This is a genomic window from Dactylosporangium sp. NPDC049525 (genome assembly GCF_040676755.1).
Classification (GTDB): Bacteria; Actinomycetota; Actinomycetes; order Mycobacteriales; family Micromonosporaceae; genus Dactylosporangium.
In genome coordinates this window covers 15,057-32,205 of record NZ_JBFAPO010000094.1, presented here as the reverse complement: position 1 = coordinate 32,205, position 17,149 = coordinate 15,057, and the positions used below count along the sequence as shown (strand labels likewise).

The 17,149-nt window shown below is 71.4% G+C and carries 18 protein-coding genes; 10 read left to right on the top strand and 8 right to left on the bottom strand.

What is annotated here, in order from left to right:
• Positions 1–242 precede the first annotated feature (242 nt).
• Positions 243–1,028 carry an AfsR/SARP family transcriptional regulator gene (locus AB0K00_RS54545; protein WP_363539026.1) on the top strand — a complete coding sequence of 262 codons (786 nt, stop codon included), beginning with the start codon at positions 243–245 and terminating at the stop codon, positions 1,026–1,028.
• Between the two features lie 36 nt (positions 1,029–1,064).
• Here AB0K00_RS54545 and AB0K00_RS54540 read toward each other — a convergent pair whose 3' ends face one another.
• Positions 1,065–2,120 carry a methyltransferase gene (locus tag AB0K00_RS54540; RefSeq protein WP_363539024.1) on the bottom strand — a complete coding sequence of 352 codons (1,056 nt, stop codon included), beginning with the start codon at positions 2,118–2,120 and terminating at the stop codon, positions 1,065–1,067.
• A 263-nt stretch (positions 2,121–2,383) separates the two neighbouring features.
• Between AB0K00_RS54540 and metK the strand changes: the two genes are divergently transcribed.
• The gene (gene metK / locus AB0K00_RS54535) at positions 2,384–3,583 is read left to right on the top strand and encodes a methionine adenosyltransferase (RefSeq protein WP_363539022.1); all 1,200 of its coding nucleotides are present in this window, start codon (positions 2,384–2,386) and stop codon (positions 3,581–3,583) included.
• A gap of 74 nt (positions 3,584–3,657) precedes the next feature.
• Here metK and AB0K00_RS54530 read toward each other — a convergent pair whose 3' ends face one another.
• The 6 genes from AB0K00_RS54530 to AB0K00_RS54505 all read right to left on the bottom strand — a co-directional run bounded on the left by AB0K00_RS54530 (position 3,658) and on the right by AB0K00_RS54505 (position 8,416).
• A complete protein-coding gene (locus tag AB0K00_RS54530) occupies positions 3,658–3,933 on the bottom strand; it encodes a DUF6059 family protein (protein ID WP_363539020.1) in 276 nt (91 codons plus the stop codon).
• 33 nt (positions 3,934–3,966) lie between these two features.
• Positions 3,967–4,914, bottom strand: coding sequence for a zinc-binding dehydrogenase (locus tag AB0K00_RS54525; RefSeq protein ID WP_363539018.1), 948 nt, complete (start codon positions 4,912–4,914; stop codon positions 3,967–3,969).
• Between the two features lie 97 nt (positions 4,915–5,011).
• Positions 5,012–6,337 carry an alpha/beta hydrolase gene (locus tag AB0K00_RS54520; RefSeq protein ID WP_363539016.1) on the bottom strand — a complete coding sequence of 442 codons (1,326 nt, stop codon included), beginning with the start codon at positions 6,335–6,337 and terminating at the stop codon, positions 5,012–5,014.
• Between the two features lie 65 nt (positions 6,338–6,402).
• Complete coding sequence (locus tag AB0K00_RS54515) at positions 6,403–6,717, bottom strand: hypothetical protein (protein ID WP_363539014.1); 315 nt, start codon at positions 6,715–6,717, stop codon at positions 6,403–6,405.
• Positions 6,711–7,115 carry an alkyl sulfatase C-terminal domain-containing protein gene (locus AB0K00_RS54510; RefSeq protein ID WP_363539012.1) on the bottom strand — a complete coding sequence of 135 codons (405 nt, stop codon included), beginning with the start codon at positions 7,113–7,115 and terminating at the stop codon, positions 6,711–6,713. Before AB0K00_RS54510 ends, AB0K00_RS54515 begins: the two co-directional genes overlap by 7 nt.
• Positions 7,112–8,416, bottom strand: a complete 1,305-nt coding sequence (locus AB0K00_RS54505) for a cytochrome P450 (RefSeq protein ID WP_363539010.1) — start codon at positions 8,414–8,416, stop codon at positions 7,112–7,114. Before AB0K00_RS54505 ends, AB0K00_RS54510 begins: the two co-directional genes overlap by 4 nt.
• Positions 8,417–8,539: 123 nt before the next feature.
• On the opposite strand from AB0K00_RS54505, the gene AB0K00_RS54500 reads away from it, so the two are divergent.
• The 7 genes from AB0K00_RS54500 (at position 8,540) to AB0K00_RS54470 (ending at position 14,936) form a co-directional block, all read left to right on the top strand.
• Positions 8,540–9,988: an amidohydrolase family protein gene (locus tag AB0K00_RS54500; RefSeq protein WP_363539008.1), complete on the top strand. Its 1,449-nt coding sequence runs from the start codon at positions 8,540–8,542 to the stop codon at positions 9,986–9,988.
• Positions 9,989–10,097: 109 nt separating this feature from the next.
• Complete coding sequence (locus AB0K00_RS54495) at positions 10,098–10,547, top strand: cupin domain-containing protein (protein ID WP_363539006.1); 450 nt, start codon at positions 10,098–10,100, stop codon at positions 10,545–10,547.
• 172 nt (positions 10,548–10,719) lie between these two features.
• The gene (locus AB0K00_RS54490; RefSeq protein WP_363539004.1) at positions 10,720–11,793 is read left to right on the top strand and encodes a methyltransferase; all 1,074 of its coding nucleotides are present in this window, start codon (positions 10,720–10,722) and stop codon (positions 11,791–11,793) included.
• Positions 11,790–12,602 carry an LLM class F420-dependent oxidoreductase gene (locus tag AB0K00_RS54485; RefSeq protein WP_363539002.1) on the top strand — a complete coding sequence of 271 codons (813 nt, stop codon included), beginning with the start codon at positions 11,790–11,792 and terminating at the stop codon, positions 12,600–12,602. The genes AB0K00_RS54490 and AB0K00_RS54485 overlap by 4 nt, the downstream gene beginning before the upstream one ends.
• Positions 12,603–12,636: 34 nt before the next feature.
• Positions 12,637–13,692 carry an aldo/keto reductase gene (locus tag AB0K00_RS54480; RefSeq protein WP_363539000.1) on the top strand — a complete coding sequence of 352 codons (1,056 nt, stop codon included), beginning with the start codon at positions 12,637–12,639 and terminating at the stop codon, positions 13,690–13,692.
• A gap of 20 nt (positions 13,693–13,712) precedes the next feature.
• Positions 13,713–14,171, top strand: coding sequence for a group 1 truncated hemoglobin (locus AB0K00_RS54475; RefSeq protein ID WP_363538998.1), 459 nt, complete (start codon positions 13,713–13,715; stop codon positions 14,169–14,171).
• 126 nt (positions 14,172–14,297) lie between these two features.
• Complete coding sequence (locus AB0K00_RS54470; RefSeq protein WP_363538996.1) at positions 14,298–14,936, top strand: NAD(P)H-dependent oxidoreductase; 639 nt, start codon at positions 14,298–14,300, stop codon at positions 14,934–14,936.
• Positions 14,937–15,012: 76 nt separating this feature from the next.
• Here the strand turns inward: AB0K00_RS54470 and AB0K00_RS54465 are convergent, their stop codons facing one another.
• Complete coding sequence (locus tag AB0K00_RS54465; RefSeq protein ID WP_363538994.1) at positions 15,013–16,518, bottom strand: DHA2 family efflux MFS transporter permease subunit; 1,506 nt, start codon at positions 16,516–16,518, stop codon at positions 15,013–15,015.
• A 79-nt stretch (positions 16,519–16,597) separates the two neighbouring features.
• Between AB0K00_RS54465 and AB0K00_RS54460 the strand changes: the two genes are divergently transcribed.
• Positions 16,598–17,074, top strand: coding sequence for a MerR family transcriptional regulator (locus AB0K00_RS54460; protein ID WP_363538992.1), 477 nt, complete (start codon positions 16,598–16,600; stop codon positions 17,072–17,074).
• The last annotated feature ends 75 nt before the right edge of the window (positions 17,075–17,149 follow it).

Below are 17,149 nucleotides of genomic sequence, written 5' to 3'. Positions count from 1 at the left end.
CGTCGGCCGGCTCCGGGGTCGCCGCGGGCGCGGCGGGGGGGGGCCGGGCGGCGGGCCCGCCCGCCGGTGGCGCGGGGGGGGGGGGGGCGGGGGCGGCGGGGCAGTAGGGGGCCCGGGGGGGGGGCCCCGCAGGCCCCGCCACCGCCGGCAGCACCGCCATCGCCGCCGTTGCCATCCGGCGGCCGGTGGCTTGTCCCGCACTTGCCGTGATGGCGCCACGAACGCTTCGGACGGGGGTTCTCATGCTCCGTGAGCAGGTTCGCATCTCACTGCTGGGCACACTGGAGGTAAACGACGCCTCGGCGTTGACGCCGGGCCGCAGGCCGGTGCAGATCACGGCCGCCAAACCGCGGCAGGTGCTGGCGATGCTGGCGGCCAACGCCGACACCATGGTCAGCATGGACCAGCTGATCGACGAGCTGTGGCCGGACAGTCCACCCAGCACGGTCAAGACCATCGTCCAGACCTACGTCTACCAGCTGCGCAAACTGTTCGGTGAGGCGTCACGGTCGAAGAACGGCACCGGCCTGCTGACCACCCGCCCCGGCGGCTACATGCTGACGGTCCCGCGCGACAAGGTCGACATCTTCCAGTTCCAGCACCTGATGGGGCGGGGCAGGACCGCGCTGCGCATGGGCGACCCGGCCCGGGCCGCGGAGCTGCTGCGGCAGTCCCTTGCGCTCTGGCGCGGCCCGGTGCTGGCGGACGTCAACCTGGGACCGAACCTGGAAGGCCTGTCGGTGTACCTCGAAGAGCAGCGTCTCGAGGCGATATCCGAGCGGATCGAGGCGGACCTGGCGAACAACCGCCACGGGGAGCTCGTCGGCGAGCTGCGCCGGCTGGTCTCCACGCACCGGCTGCACGAGTCGTTCTACATCCGGCTCATGGAGGCGCTGCACCGCTGCGGGCGCCGCGGCGAGGCCCTCACCGTGTACCAGCACCTTCGCGGGGTCCTCGACCAGGAGCTGGGGCTGGAGCCGTCGTTCGAGGCGCAGCGGCTCCAGCAGGAGATTCTCAACAGCACCTGAGCGGGCGGGGGCGAGGCCGCCCGCCCACTCACGCGGCTACCCGGGGATGGAGGATGCGACGAGGTGCAGCAGTGGCTTGATCGGCGAGACGCCTTCGAAGCGCAGGCCGGCCCGTTCCACGAGCCGGGTGACGCCCTGCTTCGTGTGCCGCTTGCCGTTGGTGTTGAGCAGGAACAGCAGGTCGATGCCGGTGGCGTACCGGATCTCCGGGCTGTCGTCGACGAGGTTCGTGACGATGAGCACCCGGCTCCCCGGGCGTCCGGCCGCCGCGGCGTTGCGCAGCGCGGTCACCGTCCGCTCGTCGTCCCATTCGAGGATGCTCTTGAACAGGTAGACGTCCGCCTCGACGGGGATCCGCTCCAGGCAGTCGCCGGCCAGCACCCGGGCGCGCGCCGCGAGTGCGCCGCCCGGTCGCAGGCGCGGGTCCGGGTCCGCGACCGCCGCCGGAAGGTCGAGCAGCACGCCGTGCAGCTGCGGGTTGCGCTCCAGCAGGATCGACAGGTTGTAGCCCCGCCCGCCGCCGACGTCGGCGATCGTCCTGGCGGTGCTCAGGTCCAGCGTGTCGGCGATGGCCGCGGACGTGATCCTGCTCAGCTCGGTCTGCGACCGGTTGAACACCTCGGTCGACTCCGGCCACACCGTGTGCAGGTGGGTGAAGAAGTCGGCGCCGTACGCGTCCTCGAACAGGTGCTGCCCGCCGCCGCGCACGGCCTCCTCGAGGTGCGGCCACAGCTGCCACGTCCACGGCTCGGTGACCCACAGCACCCAGTACTTCAGGCTCTGCGGGTGATCCTCGCGCAGCAGCGCCGACGTCGGGGTGTGCACCACACCGCCGTCGGTCTCGGCGAAGACGCCGTAGCAGTGGAGGTTGCGCAGGAGGCGTTCGAGCACCCCTGCGTCGACCTTCAAGGACCTGGCCAGGTCCGCCACCGGGACCGGGGTGTCGCCGATCTCGTCGGCGAGGCCGACGCGGATCGCGGCCCGCAACGCGGCCGGCGCGGCGGCCGCGAGCGCGATCTCGCGGAGAGTGGTCACCGCAGCGATCCGGTGCTCGTCGCCGGCACTGAACGGCTGGTTCTGCGCAATGCTCATCTGTCCTGCTTCCGGGTCGCCCGAACGGTCCTGCACTTCCAGGGCAAACTCTGGATTCCGCCGTTAGAGAGGTGCTCGAGCGCGGCTGGGCGGGGCCGTCGCGGCCGCCGTCGCGGGTGTGGTGCCGGGTCGCTCGACGCGGCGTTCAGCGTCACTTGAGCGGCCACCGAAACGCTGGCAACGGCGCGTACCGGCGCTCCGTACGCGCAGGCCGCGACGGCGCACGACACCAACGTATCGAGCGGGTCTATCGAGGGACGGGTATGAGGCGACTGTTCAAGCGGCGGATGTTCACCTCCGAGTCGGTGACCGAGGGACATCCGGACAAGATCGCGGATCAGATCAGCGACGCGGTGCTGGACGCGATCATCGGGCAGGATCCGCACAGCCGGGTCGCGGTGGAGACGCTGATCACCACCGGTCAGGTCCACGTCGCGGGTGAGGTGTCGACGCGGGCGCACGTCGACGTCTCCGGGATCGTCCGGCAGACGATCCTGGGCATCGGCTACGACTCGTCCGCGAAGGGGTTCGACGGTGCCTCGTGCGGCGTGAACGTCGCGATCGGGGCACAGTCGCCGGACATCGCTCGCGGGGTCGACGCGGCGGTCGAGGTGCGCGCGGGGTCCGGCAGCGCGCTGGACGGGCAGGGCGCCGGCGACCAGGGCATGATGTTCGGCTTCGCGTGCATGGAGACGCCCGAGCTGATGCCGTTGCCGATCGCGTTGGCGCACCGGCTGGCGCGCCGGCTGGCCCGGGTGCGCAAGGAGGGTGTGCTGCCGTACCTGCGCCCCGACGGCAAGACACAGGTGACCGTCGGCTACGAAGGGCTGCGGCCGCTGCGGTTGGACACCGTGGTCATTTCCAGTCAGCACGCGCCCGGCGTCGCGCTGGAGTCGTCGCTGGCCGCCGACGTCGAGCGGTACGTGATCGCACCGGAGGTCGAACGCCTGGGCCTGGACACCGACGGGTACCTGCTGCTGGTCAACCCGACCGGCCGGTTCGAGATCGGCGGCCCCATGGGCGACGCCGGGTTGACCGGCCGCAAGGTCGTGGTGGACACCTACGGCGGATACGCCCGGCACGGCGGTGGCGCCTTCTCCGGCAAGGATCCGTCCAAGGTGGACAGGTCCGCCGCGTACGCGATGCGGTGGGTGGCCAAGAACGTCGTGGCGGCCGGGCTGGCGGAGCGGTGCGAGGTGCAGGTGGCATACGCCATCGGCAAGGCGCAGCCGGTCAGCCTCTGCGTCGAGACGTTCGGCACCGAGACGGTCCCGGTGGAGCGGATCGAGAAGGCGATCGGTGAGGTGTTCGACCTGCGTCCGGCGGCGATCGTTCGCGACCTGGACCTGCTGCGGCCGATCTACCGGCAGACCGCCGCCTACGGTCACTTCGGCCGGGAGTGCCGGGAGTTCCGGTGGGAGCACACCGACCGGGTCGACGACCTGAAGCGGGCGGCCGGTTGAGCAGCACCCCGGCCGGCCCGCGGCGACGGTGCGGAGGGCCGGCGCGGGGCCGACGGGGCGCAGGTGGATCGCGGTCAGCGGGTCGGGCCGTCCGCCGGCCACCGCAGCTGTGCCCACAGGCGGCGCTCGACGCGGTCCGGGGCCAGGTCCGGGCGGACCCGCTCGGGATGCGCCGGTGGCGGCCCGGGCGTCGCCGGTACGGCGTCCGCCACGTCCGCCACGGGGTCCGCGATCAGCGCGAACCGCTCGGCCGGCAGACCGGTCTCGGCGGCGCCGTATGCCCGCAGCGCTCGGAAGGCCGCCGTGCCGAGGGCGACCAGCAACCGCCGGGCGCGTCCGTGCCGTATCACGCCGAACTCCTTCACGCCGCTGGTGCATCCCGGCTACGGGATGAGGACCGTCCTGGTGCCCTGCTGGTCGAGGTCCCAGACCTCCTCGACCAGGGCGAGTGGCACCCGGTTGACGTCGATGTGCAGCCCGCCGCCGGCCAGGAGCGCCATCACGTCGTGCAGCAGGCGGGCGAGGTGCTCCGGCGGCGGCGCGTTGCCGGTGCCGAAACCGAGGATCTCCAGCCCGCTGCTGCGCAGCACCTCCGCCGGGAGCGCGACGTGCGCGCCGGCCATGGTGCCGACCTGGACACACCGGGTGCGCGAGGACCGCAGCTGCATGTCGGTGCTGCCGAGCGTGCTGATGAACAGCTCGGTCGGCCGGCCCCACAGATAGTCGAGGACCACGTCGAAGCCGCCTTCGGCGCGGAACGCGTCGCGCAGCGCCTCGTCGGGCTGGTCGAGCTGGATGGTCGCGTCGGCGCCGAGGCCGGGCAGCGTCGCCAGCACCCGGGGATTGCGCCCCGCGGCCACGATGCGGCGCGCGCCGAGGCGCCTGGCGAGCTGCACGGCGACCTGCCCGGCGACCCCGGTCGCACCGAGGATGAGCAGCCGCTCGCCGGGCTGCAGCCGGGCCCGCCACTGCAGCGCCGCCCAGGTCGAGACGCCGGGGTTCTGGACCGCCGCGGCCAGCGCGTCGTCCAGGCCGTCCGGGATGGGCGTGCACAGCTCCCGCCGGGTCAGCGCCCGCTCGGCCATCGTGCCGCCCGCGGACCGGAACAGGACCCGGGCACCGTCGGGCAGGGTACCGGCGGCGAGCGAGCCGCACACCGCGGGCAGCGCCGTGGGCGAGGCGAAATGGGTGCCGGCGGCCAGGACCCGGTCGAGGTTGGTCAGCGGGCAGGCGGTGACCCGCACGAGTTCCTGCCCCACGCCTGGGGGCGGCTCCGGCACGTCCTGGAACCGCGGCCGCCGGCCCAGCGCGTGCAACACGGCGGCCTTCACGGCCGCTCCGGTTCGTGGTCCGCGGCGCCGTGGTGGCGGCGGTGCGGGCTCGTCAAGGTCGGCATGTGGCCATCCCTCCCACTGGGTGCGTGCCGGGTCAGGCCAGTCCGGTCTCGGGTCCGTCCTTGAACAGCGACTGCGGGTCGAGCGGGGCGCCGTAGACGTAGTGCCGCTCGTCGCCCCACGGCTCGACGTGGGGCCGCCCGAGGAAGTCCACGGTGGTGTGCCGCGAGGTGACGGGGTGGCCCGCGGCCCGGTCGGCGAGCCAGTCGGCGACGGCGACGAAGACGGCCGGGCCGAGCCGGCCGGAGGAGCGGGTGACCGGCGCGTGGTGCTCGCCGGTGTAGAACAGCAGCTCCTTGGGGCCGCGGACCGCGTTGAGATGATCGTAGGTGTCGACCGGGTCGCAGAGCGGGTCGTCCTCGCCCATGACCACGAGATAGGGCACCGTGATCCGCTCGCCGAGCCCGGCCACGGTCATGGTGGACAGCTTCTTCTCGAGCTCCTCGACGCCGGAGGTGCCGGTCATGTACATGAAGCGCTGCCGGAAGGTGGGCGAGTGCGTGGTCAGCATGGCGGTGTTACCGGGATCGAAGCAGGTGAACATGACCGCGCACGCGGCGTAGCGGGGCTCCGCGGCGACCATCTGGGTGGCCCACAACGAGCCCTGGCTCACCCCGCACAGCATGATCCGGGCCGGGTCGAGCTCGGGGCGGGCCGCGGCGAGCTCGTAGGCAGCCGGGCCGACCTGCCCGTAGCGGTCCGGGTCGTACCAGATCTCGCGCACCAGCGACGTGCCCTGTCCCGGTCCGTCGAAGGACAGCACGGCCATGCCGCGGCGCAGGTACCGGTCGGCGGACGCGAAGACGTTCATCTCCTTGAAGCCGTCCATGCCCGACAACATCACCACGCACGGCAGGTTGCCCGGCGCTCCGGCGTGTCCCTCCGGCAGGTGCAGCCAGCCCGCGAGCGACCCGTCCTCGTAAGGGATCTCGACGGCTTCGACGTGGTGGTCGGCGCCGGCGGTGTACGCGGTGTAGCAGTCGACCTTCTTCTGCTCGAGCACCACGTTGAGCTCGGTGTTGGCGAAGATCGGCCACTGCGCGCCGCCGTAGAGGATCGCCGCGGTGAAGTAGTCGTCGGCGGCCGAGGCGGGATGCCCGCTGCGCTGCTGGCCGGCGCCGCGCCGCTCGAAGTGCCGGGCCAGCTTCACCATCTCGCGGGTGAAGTCGTCGAGCTTGCGGATGGCGTGCCGCAGGCCCAGGATCGCGCCCTTGTGGTCGGTGCTGACCGGGGCGGACAGATAGTGCAGGCGGTCCTGGTCCCACTCCGGGCCGAGCAGTTCGATGACCAGGTCGAGCAGCCACCGCTGGTCGGCGAAGCGAGGGTCGCGTCTGGCGAGTGCATGGGGGTTGACCGGCATGGTTCGTCGCTCCGGTTCGCTCAGGATGCGGGAGACAGGATGCGGGAGATCTGCGTGCGGGAGGTCTACGACCAGTCCTCGGTGTTCACCGAGACCGCGCGGTAGGGGAACTTGGCACGCCAGCGCTGCACGAACTCGCCCACCGGCGGGTGCGTGAGGTACCGCTGCAGCGACGCGACGTCGGCGTAGCGGATCTGCGCCATCGCGGACGGCACGAAGGCCGGTTCGACGTGGGTGGGCAGCTGGATGCTGGCCTGGTGCGCGTAGGACAGCACCAGGCCCGACTCGAGCGCCATCACCGTGCCCTCACGGAAGAACTCGTCCCGGTCGGCCTGGGACATCTCGTCGGGGAAGGAGAACAGGATCGTGTGCGTCACCATGTCGTTCTGCTCCAGAGGGCCGCGACGAACTGGTGGTAGTGCCCCGACTGGAACACGATCATCAGGTCGAGGAGCTTGGCCTTGTCCCCGGTCACCGCGAACTGGCCGCTGACGAACGCGGTGGCGGCGTGCAGGTCACCGGCCTGGAAGTCGGCCAGGTCGCGGTAGGTCGTGGTGATGGCGAGGTCGCTGTCGTCGATGCGGCCGCGGCCGGCCTTGACGATGACCCCCTTCTCGATCAGCAGGTGGTAGTCCACGACGTCTTCGGGCGTGCCGGTCACGTGGAACTGCACCCGGACGTTCACGTGCGGGATGGGCGGCTGGTTCGCCGCGGACAGGCTCTCCATCTCCGCCAGGTAGTCCTCGGACAGGAACCGGATGCTCGTCGGGGTGCTCACTGTGCCTCCTGCACCGTGCGGAACCGGATCGGCAGGGCCTCGATCTGTGGAAAGGCCACCCGCGCCCGGGGACGCAGCGGCTCGGTGATCTCGAAGTCCCGGCACCGGTTGAGCAGCGCCGGGAACACGACCTCCGCCTGGAGGTTGGCCAGCCGCCAGCCCAGGCAGAAGTGGATACCCAGGCCGTAGGACATCGGTGAGCTGCCGGTGCGGGTGATGTCGAAGCGGTCCGGGTCGGGGAAGCGCTCGGGGTCGCGGTTCGCCGCCGCGATCAGCACGCTGACCCGGGCTCCGGCCGGGATCTCGACGTCGCCGAGGCGCACCGGCCCGGTCGTGGTCCGGGGAATCATGTGCGCCGACGGCGCGTGCCGCAGGATCTCCTCCCGCGCCTGATCGAGCAGGCCCGGGTGGGCGCGCAGCAGGTCCGCCTGGTCCGGGTGTTCGATGAACAACCGCAGGCCGTTGGTCAGGAAGAACGTGGTCGTCTCGCTGCCCGCGGCGATGATCATGTGGCACATCTGCACGAGCTGGTTGAAGCTCAGCCGCCCGCCGTCGTCGTCGACCGCGTCGATCATCGCCGACAGCAGGTCGTTGCGCCGTTCGCGCTGCCGCTGGCGCACCAGGTCGCCGAAGTAGTCGTCGAGGAACACCGCGGCCTGGTCCGCTGTGCGCAGCTCCGAGGCGGTCATCCCCAGCTCGAACACCCGCTGGAAGTCCCGGATCTTGTCGCGCAGCAGCGGGGCCTCTTCCTGCGGCGCGCCGAGCAGGTTGGCCATCACGCTCAGCGCGAGCGGGAAGAACACGTCGTTGCAGGCGTCGCCGCCGCCGGCCGCGACGAGCGGGGCGATGAGCTCGTCGAAGCGCCGCTCGATGTACGCCCGGTGCTCCTCCACCCGCTTCGGGGTGAAGCCGCGGTTGGCGATGCGACGCAGCCGGGAGTGCTCCGGCGGGTTGGCCCACAGCATGTTCGCGGCCAGCTTGCCCAGGGCGGGGTGCTGGTCCCACTCGCCGGCGAACCGGCCGGCCATCCAGACGTAGATGTCCTTGTTGACGTTCCTGCTGCGCAGGAACTCGTCGACGTCGTCATACCGGGTGAGCACCCAGGTCCCGAGGGTGGTGCGGTGCACCGGTGCGGCCTCGCGCAGCCGGTGGTACCGGGAGAACGGGTCGGCCAGCCCTTCCGGCGAGAGCAGGATCTCCGCGAACGCCTCGTTGGCGGCGTGTTCGGCGCCCTGGGAGCCCGGGGAGCCCGGGGAGCCCGGAGAACCGGGGGCGGCCTGGGCGGTGGTGTCGGTCGTCATCGTGAACTCCTCGATCGTCTGCGTGCGCAAGGCCCGTCGATCCGGTTCGGCAAATTGACGTCGATATGTGTGCCGGGCGATTCTTCCCGCCGTGAATGGCGTTGACAGGTCCGTCGGCGTCCAATGATGGTGTGCCGGATTAAAGCGCTGCTCAAGCGGGACTCACCCGCCGTTCAACAGCGAAAATTCGATGCGTCACGGTTGCCACGGACCGTGCTAGCTTCGAGAAAATTCGTTTCCGAACTGGGGAGGGTATTCGCCGTGGAGTCATTGCTACTGCGCAATGGATTGGTCATCGACACGGAACCGGAGCCGGTCGCGCAGCACAACTGTGACGTGTTGATTCAGGACGGCCGGATCGCCGCGGTCGGCCAGGACCTGCCGGCGCCGGCCGGGACGCCGGTGCTGGACGCCACCGGGCGGATCGTGCTGCCGGGTCTGGTCGACACGCACCGCCACGTGTGGCAGGCCGTGCTGCGCTCCATCGCGGTCGACGTGGACCTGCCGGTGTACTTCACGATGGTGCGCCAGCACATCGGCCCCCGGTTCCGGCCGGAGGACGTGCGCGCGGCGAACGTGCTCGGCGCCCTGGAGTGCCTCGACGCCGGCGTCACCACCGTGCAGGACTTCGCCTACGCCCGCGCCGACCGGATCACCCCCGACGGCTACGTGGCGGGGGAGTCGGACTTCGACTACGCCGAGGCCGCGCTGGACGGACTGCGCACGGTCGGCGTCCGAGCCGTGTTCGGCTACCTGCTCACCCCGCAGGACACCGCCGCGGTCCGCCGCGCCCACGCGCTGTTCGGCGCGGACACCCCGCTGCTCAGCATGGCGGCGGCCTCACTCGGCCCGTCGAACCAGCACGTGGACGCGATCACCGCGGACTGGCGGCTGGCCGAGGAGCTCGGCCTGCCGATCGTCACGCACGTGGCGAGCGGCCCGGTCAACGAGCGGCCGATCGAGGTGCTGCGCGACAACGGCCTGCTGCACTCGAAGATCCTGTACGTGCACGGCAACTCGCTCGCCGACGACGAACTGGCGATGATCGGCGACTCCGGCGGCGCGGTGTCGATCACGCCGGCGGTCGAGGCCCGGCTGGGTCACGGCGGCCCGCTGATCGGCCGGCTGCGCACCGCGGGCGTGACGACCGGTCTCGGCGTCGACGTGGTCACCACCGTCGGCGGCGACATGTTCGGGGTCATCCGCGCCGGGCTGCTCACCAGCTACCTGGCCGAAGGTCCGCACCTGACCCCCGGCGACCTGCTGCGGATGGCCACGCTCGACGGCGCGGTCGCGCTCGGCCTCGGCGACCAGGTCGGCTCACTGAAGGTGGGCAAGCAGGCCGACATCGTGCTCCTGCGCGCCGACGACCTCAACCTGGCCTGCGCGCACGACCCGATCGGCGCGGTGGTGAGCTCCGCGCACGCGGGCAACGTCGACACCGTCCTGGTGGCCGGCAAGGTGGTGAAGCGGGACGGGCGGCTGCTCGGCCACGACCTCACCGCGATCCGGCAGCGGGCTCAGGAGGCCGCGGAATACGTCACCCGTGAGGCCGTCGCCTCCGCGGGGTGAGCCGCCCCGGCCGCGGCTTGAGTGCTGCTCTAACGCCCGGTGACACCGTCGCAGGCATGGACGGGGCCTTGTTGCGGCCACCGGATCGCCGATGTTGGGAGAGGTCATCGTGGAACGATCGAAGCCATTCGTGCTCCAGCCGGCGGAGGCCCGGCCGAATTCGCAGGGCGGTGAGGGGTTCCGGACCGCCTTCAAGGTGCTCGGTGAGGACACCGGCGGAGCGTTCAGCCTGCTGGAGTGGGCGCTGGAGCCGTGCCAGGAGGGTCCCGGGCTGCACCAGCACAATTTCGACGAGGCCTTCTACGTGCTGTCCGGTGAGGTGCGGTTCCAGATCGGTGCGGACCGCCATGTCCTCGGACCCGGGCAGCTGGCCTGGATGCCCCGCAACACGCCGCATTCCTTCTCCAACGCGGGCTCCGTGACGGCCTCGGGGCTGACCGTCTCCACCCCGGGCGGCCTGGAGAACGTCTTCAAGGCATTCCGCGCCGGGCAGCCCGCGCCGACCGAGTTCCAGGTGCAGCACCTCGGGCCGCCGGTCGAGGGTTCGCAGGCGTGCTGACCTGATCCGCCGCCGGGGCGGGCGGGTCCGTCGCCCGCCACCGGCCGCCGCACCACATCGCCACGGGCCGGGCCGGAGCCGTCGGACCCGGCCCGCGCCGATGACCGGCGCCCGGGCCGGTGGCCACGCCGCGCCGGTCCTGCCCATCTGACTCGAAGGGATCACAGCCAAGATGTCCGCAACAGCTGCGCTGCACCGGTTCACCGATTTCATGGTCGGACCCGCACGGTTCATGAACCTGCTGAGCTGCTTCGAGCTCGGATTGATCGACGAGCTGCGCCGGCGGGACGGCCAGACCGCGGCGGAGCTGGGCCACGCCGTCGGCGCCGCCCCGGACGCCGTCGAGCAGCTCCTGCTGCTGCTGGTCAAGGAGGGCTTCGTCGCGCAGGACGAACGGACCGGCGGCTACGCCCTCGACGCGCTCGCGGCGGTGCCCGAGGCCGACATCCAGCGGGTGCTCCTGCTGATGAACATGATCAAGGTGACCATGCTCCGGCAGGTCTTCTACCTGACCGACAGCGTGCGGGCCGGCCGGCTGGTCGGCCTGGAGGAGCTGTACGGCTTCCACGGCGGCACCCTGTACGACGCCGTGGCCGAGCACAGCGACCTGCGGCAGTCCTGGGCGACGCTGATGGACAACGTCACCGCCCACATCGACCCCTGGTTCTTCGACAACATCGACGTCCCGGCCGGCTCGCGGGTGCTCGACCTGGCCGGCAACACCGGTCTCGGCGCGATCCTGACCCACAAGCTCAAAGGCTCACCCGACCTGCACGTGACGACCTTCGACCTGCCCGAGAAGGAGGCCGAGGCGCTGGAGAACTTCCGCTCCCACGGCCTGGAGGGGCAGTGCTCCTTCGTCGGCGGTGACGTCTTCAAGAGCGTGCCGGCCGGCAACGACGTCGTGCTGATCAAGCACTTCCTGGACATGTGGGACAAGGACGAGGTGCGCAAGATCCTCCGGGGCGTCCACCGGTCGCTGAACCCCGGCGGGCAGGTCAACATCCTCGTGCCGGTGTACCCGGAGAACATCCGCGAGTCCGCGGCCGTCGACATCGACTTCTTCCCCGCGTTCTTCCTCGGCTGCACCATGGGCCAGGGCGGCCCGCAGAAGATGTCGACGTATCAGGCCCTGCTGGAGGAGTGCGGGTTCACCGGCACCCGCACGGTCAGCCAGGACCCGGCCGGGCTGCTCCCCGGCACCTTCGTGGTGCACGGCATCCTCTCGGCGACGAAACCGGCATGAGCGCTCGCGTCCGGGTCGCCGCGCACGTCTGGCCCGGCGGCGCACCGGACTACCGGACCTGGCGCGGCGCGGTCCTGCGGGCCGAGGAGCTCGGCGCGGACATCGTGTTCGGCTACGACCACTTCCACGCGCCCGCGGTCCGGCGCACCGCCGACGGCATCGCGCTGGAGCCGGTACAGCCGGACGTCACCAACTTCGAGGGCTGGACCGCGCTGGCGTCGTGGGCGGAGGTGACGACCCGGGCCGAGATCGGCCTGCTCGTCACCGGGATCGGCTACCGCAACCCCGACCTGCTCGCCGACATGGCCCGCACCGTCGACCACATCAGCGGCGGGCGGCTGATCCTCGGCGTCGGCGCCGGCTGGTACGAGAAGGACTACCGCACCTACGGCTACGACCACGGGACCCTCCGCTCCCGGATGGACACGTTCACCGAGGGCGTGCGGCGCATCGAGCACCGGCTCACCCAGTTGAACCCGCCGCCGGTCCGGCCGATCCCGATCCTCATCGGCGGCGCGGGTGAGCGGCGCACGCTGCCCCTCGTCGGGCGGCACGCCCACATCTGGCACAGCGGGCTGGACGTGGCGACCTTCCGGCGGAAGAACGACCTCGTCAAGCAGTACGCCGCGGCCGCCGGTCGCGACGACGGCCTGATCGAACGGGCCACGAACTGGACGACCGCCGCCGCGGCCGACGTGCTCCTCGCCGAGGGCATCACCCTGCACGTCACGGAGCTCAAGCCCGCCGCCGGCGGCTACGACTTCGCGTCGCTGGCCGCGCTGGTGGCCTGGCGCGACACGGTCCGGTAGCGCCCACCCGCAACGCGATCCGAGAGGCGGCTGCATGCAGTACCGACAACTGGGCAGGTCCGGACTCCGGGTGTCCGTGCTGACCATGGGCGCGCTGACGTTCGGCGGCAGCGGGGTGTTCGCCAAGGTGGGCACCACCGACCTGACCGACGCCACCCGCCAGGTCGACCTCGCGCTGGACGCGGGCGTCAACCTCATCGACACCGCCGACGCCTACTCCGGCGGCCGGTCCGAGGAGATCGTCGGCCAGGTGCTCAAGGGACGCCGGGACCGCACCCTCATCGCCACGAAGGCGCGGATGCCGACGGGCCGCGGCCCGAACGACGCCGGCCTGTCCCGGCACCACCTGATCAAGGCGTGCGAGGACAGCCTGCGCCGGCTCGACACGGAGCACATCGACCTCTACCAGGTGCATGCGTGGGACGGCGCGACGCCGCTGGAGGAGACCCTGTCGGCACTGGACGCACTCGTGCGGGCCGGCAAGATCCGCTACGTCGGCTGCTCGAACTACTCGGGGTGGCACCTGATGAAGGCCCTCGCCACCGCCGACCGCCTCGGCCTCACCCGGTTCGTCAGCCAGCAGATCTACTACTCGCTGCAGGCGCGGGAGGCCGAGTACGAACTCGTCCCGACCGCCGTCGACCAGGGTGTCGGGGTGCTGGTGTGGAGCCCGCTGGCCGGTGGGTTGCTGTCCGGCAAGTACCGGCGGGGCGAGCCGCCACCGGAGGGGTCCCGGCGCTTCGCCGGCTGGGACGAGCCACCGGTGCGCAACGAGGACCAGCTCTTCGACATCGTCGACGCCCTGGTCGGGATCGCCCGGGACCGCGCCGTCGCGCCCGCCCAGGTGGCACTGGCCTGGCTGCTGGGCAGGCCGGCGGTGACGTCGCTGGTGATCGGCGCCCGGACCGAGGAACAGCTGGCGCAGAACCTTGCCGCCGCGGACCTGCGGCTGGCCGACGACGAGCGGGCCCGGCTGGACGCGGTGAGCGCCGCGCCACTGCTCTACCCGTACTGGCATCAGGCGAAGCTGGCGACCGACCGGCTGAGCCCCGCCGACGAGGTCCTGCTCCACCAGTACATCCGCAAGTAGGCGACGCGAGGAGAGAAGGCATGACGGAAACCACCACCACTGCGGCGGCCGGCACGCAACCGGGGCAGACGCCGACGTTGTACGAGCGTCTCGGCGGCAGCTTCGGGATCGCCGCCATCATGGACGTGCTCACCGACCGGCTCTTCGACAACGTGTGGGCCAACCGCAACCCGTATGTGGCGAAGATGCACGAGCGCAACGGCCGGCCCGGGTTCAAGTTCATGGTGACCGCCTGGTCCGTCGAGGTGACCGGCGGGCCCAAATGCTATCCGGGGCGCGACATGCACGTCGCGCACAAGGACATGACCGCGACCGAGCACGACTTCGACGTGGTGGCACTGGAGATCGCCGCCTCGCTCAGCTTCTGCGGTGTGGGAGTGCAGGAGCAGAAGGAGTACATGGCCATCATCGAGAGCTACCGGCGTGAGGTGCTCGACGCGCCGGTCAACGAGAAGGCGAGGGCGGACGCCGGGCGGTGACCGCCGAGATCCCCCCATCACCCTGCGCGCCGCGACGACCCGCGGCGCGCAGCGTTGCGATGTCAGCAGGCCGTGTTCAGCAGTCCATGTCAGCAGGCCGTGTTCAGCAGGAAGGCGTGAGGTTCCATGTCGCAGCTCATGATCATTGTCGGCTCCACCCGGCCCGGCCGGGCCGGGCTGCCGATCGCACGCTGGTTCACCGACCGGGCCCGGGCGCACGGGGGCTTCGACGTCACCGTCGTCGACCTCGCCGAGCTCGCGTTGCCGCTGCTGGACGAGCCGAACATCCCCCGGCTCGGGCAGTACACGCGGCAGCACACCAGGGACTGGAGCACGCGGGTGACCGCGGCGGACGCGGTCGTGTTCGTCACCCCGGAGTACAACTTCGGCTATCCGGCCACGATCAAGAACGCGATCGATTATCTGCACGTCGAGTGGCACCACAAGCCGGTCGGCTTCGTCTCCTACGGTGGCATCGCCGCCGGCACCCGGGCGGTGCAGCAGCTGAAGCAGGTCGTGACGACGCTGCGGATGGTGCCCGCGGTCGAGGCCGTCCACATCGCGTGGCACCCGCGGTTCATCAGCGACGGGCAGTTCCACGCCGACGAGACCATGGCGCAGGCCGCCGCGGCGATGCTCGACGAGCTGGCCCGCCTGGAGCCGGCGCTGCGCCCGCTGCGCCGGCCGGAGCTGGTCGGCGGGGGCACGGTGGTGAATCGCGGCCCGAACGGCGCGCAGTCCCCGACCGCGCGCCCGGCCGGCTGATCCCGAACAGCGTCCCCAGTCGCGCGGGGAGCGGGCGATCGGGCCGGCTCCCCGCGTGACGGCGGTCCCTTACAAGTCAGCTCGGCCGGGTTCCCCGCGGGGCGCCGATCTGGGCCGCGGGCTTGGCCTCCGGCCGCCGGCCGGGCTGCCCGCCCGGGGCGGGCGCGCCGGCGTCGACCTCCTCGAACAGCGCCGCCGCCTGTTCGGCGGTGCGCTTGGCCCAGGTCCCGGTGCTGATCAGGCCCAGCGCGAGGATGCCCAGGCCGAGGCCGAACACCAGCCACCACACGCCGTGCTCCGAGTCGGTGAACGCGGTCCCGCCGCGGACCGACCCCACGATGGTGCCGGCGATCGCGACGCCGAGGGTGGTGCCGGTCTGCCGGCCGGCGGAGGCCAGTGAGGTCGCCACGCCCGACATCGACCGGGGCATGCCCGACACGGCGGTGTTCGTGATCGGCGGGTTGATCGTGCCCTGGAACACGCCGAAGAGCAGGTAGACGGCCAGCACCAGCACCAGCGGGGTGGCCGGCTCGAAGGACAGCGACAGCAGCCCGCCGAGGGCGAGGGCGGTGCCGGAGACGACCAGCGGCAGCCGCGGGCCGCGGGCTCCGACGAACTTGCCGGTGTACGGCGACAGCAGCGCGATCAGCGCGCCGACCGGCAGCAGGCTGAGCCCTGCCTGGAAGGCCGACATGTCGCGCACCTGCTGCAGGTAGAGCGTGGTGACGAACAGGAACGCGCCGAAGGCGCACAGCGCGAACAGCGCCATGAGGATCGCGGAGCTGAACGGCACGCTGCGGAACAGCCGCAGCTCCAGCAGCGGATCGGCCCGGCGCGGCTCGTAGACGACGACGCCCACCGTGGCCAGGACGGCGACACCGAGCAGCACGAGGATGAGCGGTGACGTCCAGCCGACCCGGTTGGCCTCGATGATGGCGTAGACGACGCTGCCGAGCACCGCGATGACGAGCAGCTGCCCGACCGGGTCGAACCGGCGGGCTCGGGGTGCCCGCGACTCCGGCACGAACAGCGTGGTCAGCACCACCGCGACGAGCACGATCGGCACGTTGATGTAGAAGATGGAGCGCCAGCCGAACGCGTCGACCAGGCCGCCGCCGAGGATCGGGCCGAGCGCCAGCGACAGGCCGGACATCGAGCCGAACACGCCGATGGCCTTGGCCCGCTCGGCCGGGACGGTGAAGGTGTTCGCGATGATCGCCATCGCCACCGGGTTGAGCATGGTGCCGCCGATCGCCTGGACGGCGCGCGCCGCGATCAGCCACTCGATGCTGTCCGCCAGGCCGCACAGCAGTGACCCGAGGCCGAAGGCCACCAGGCCGATCTGGAAGATTCGTTTGCGGCCGAACCGGTCGGCGGTCGACCCGGCCAGCAACAGGAACCCCGCCAGCACCAGCGTGTAGGCGTCGACCGTCCACTGCAGGCCGGTGACCGACGCGTTCAGGTCGCGGTGAATCCGGGGCAGTGCGGTGTTGACGATGGAGATGTCCATGACCACGACGATCATGCTGGCGCAGCAGATGGCCAGCACGAGCGATCGTTGGCGTTGGCTGAGTTCAGTCATCAGAGTCCAATCAACAGGGCCCGGTCGGCGTCCACGCGGGAAACTTCTGGCGATTCGTCACGATGCTAGAATTTAGAGTGTGCTCGAAGTCAAGCCATCGCTCCAGCAGGTCACCCGACCCCGTCCCACTCCCGCCGCGGGGGAGGTGGGCATCACCATCGCCGACGCGGCCCAGCGCACCGGCGTCAGCGTGCACACGCTGCGCTACTACGAGCGGGCCGGGCTGGTGATCACCGACGTCGGCCGCACCCAGGGCGGCCGGCGCCGCTACCACCAGGTGGACCTGGACTGGATCGGGGTCTGCACCAGGCTGCGGGCCACCGGCATGCCGATCAAGGCCATCCGGCGCTACGCCGAGCTCGTCGCCGACGGCCACGGCAACGAGGAGGAACGGCTCGCGCTCATGGAGGAGCACCGGGCCGACGTCCTGGCGAAGATCACCGAGCTGCAGGACAACCTGAAACTCATCGACCACAAGATCGGCGTCTACCGTGGGCGGCTTGCCGCCGGTGACGCCGACCAGCTGTGGGCGCCCGCCATCCGGCCGGCCGGCTGAGCGGATCTCGGGCGCCCGCGTGCCCTGGGGGTACCAAGGGCGCTCAAGGCACCCAGGATCTCCGGCGTGGCGGCA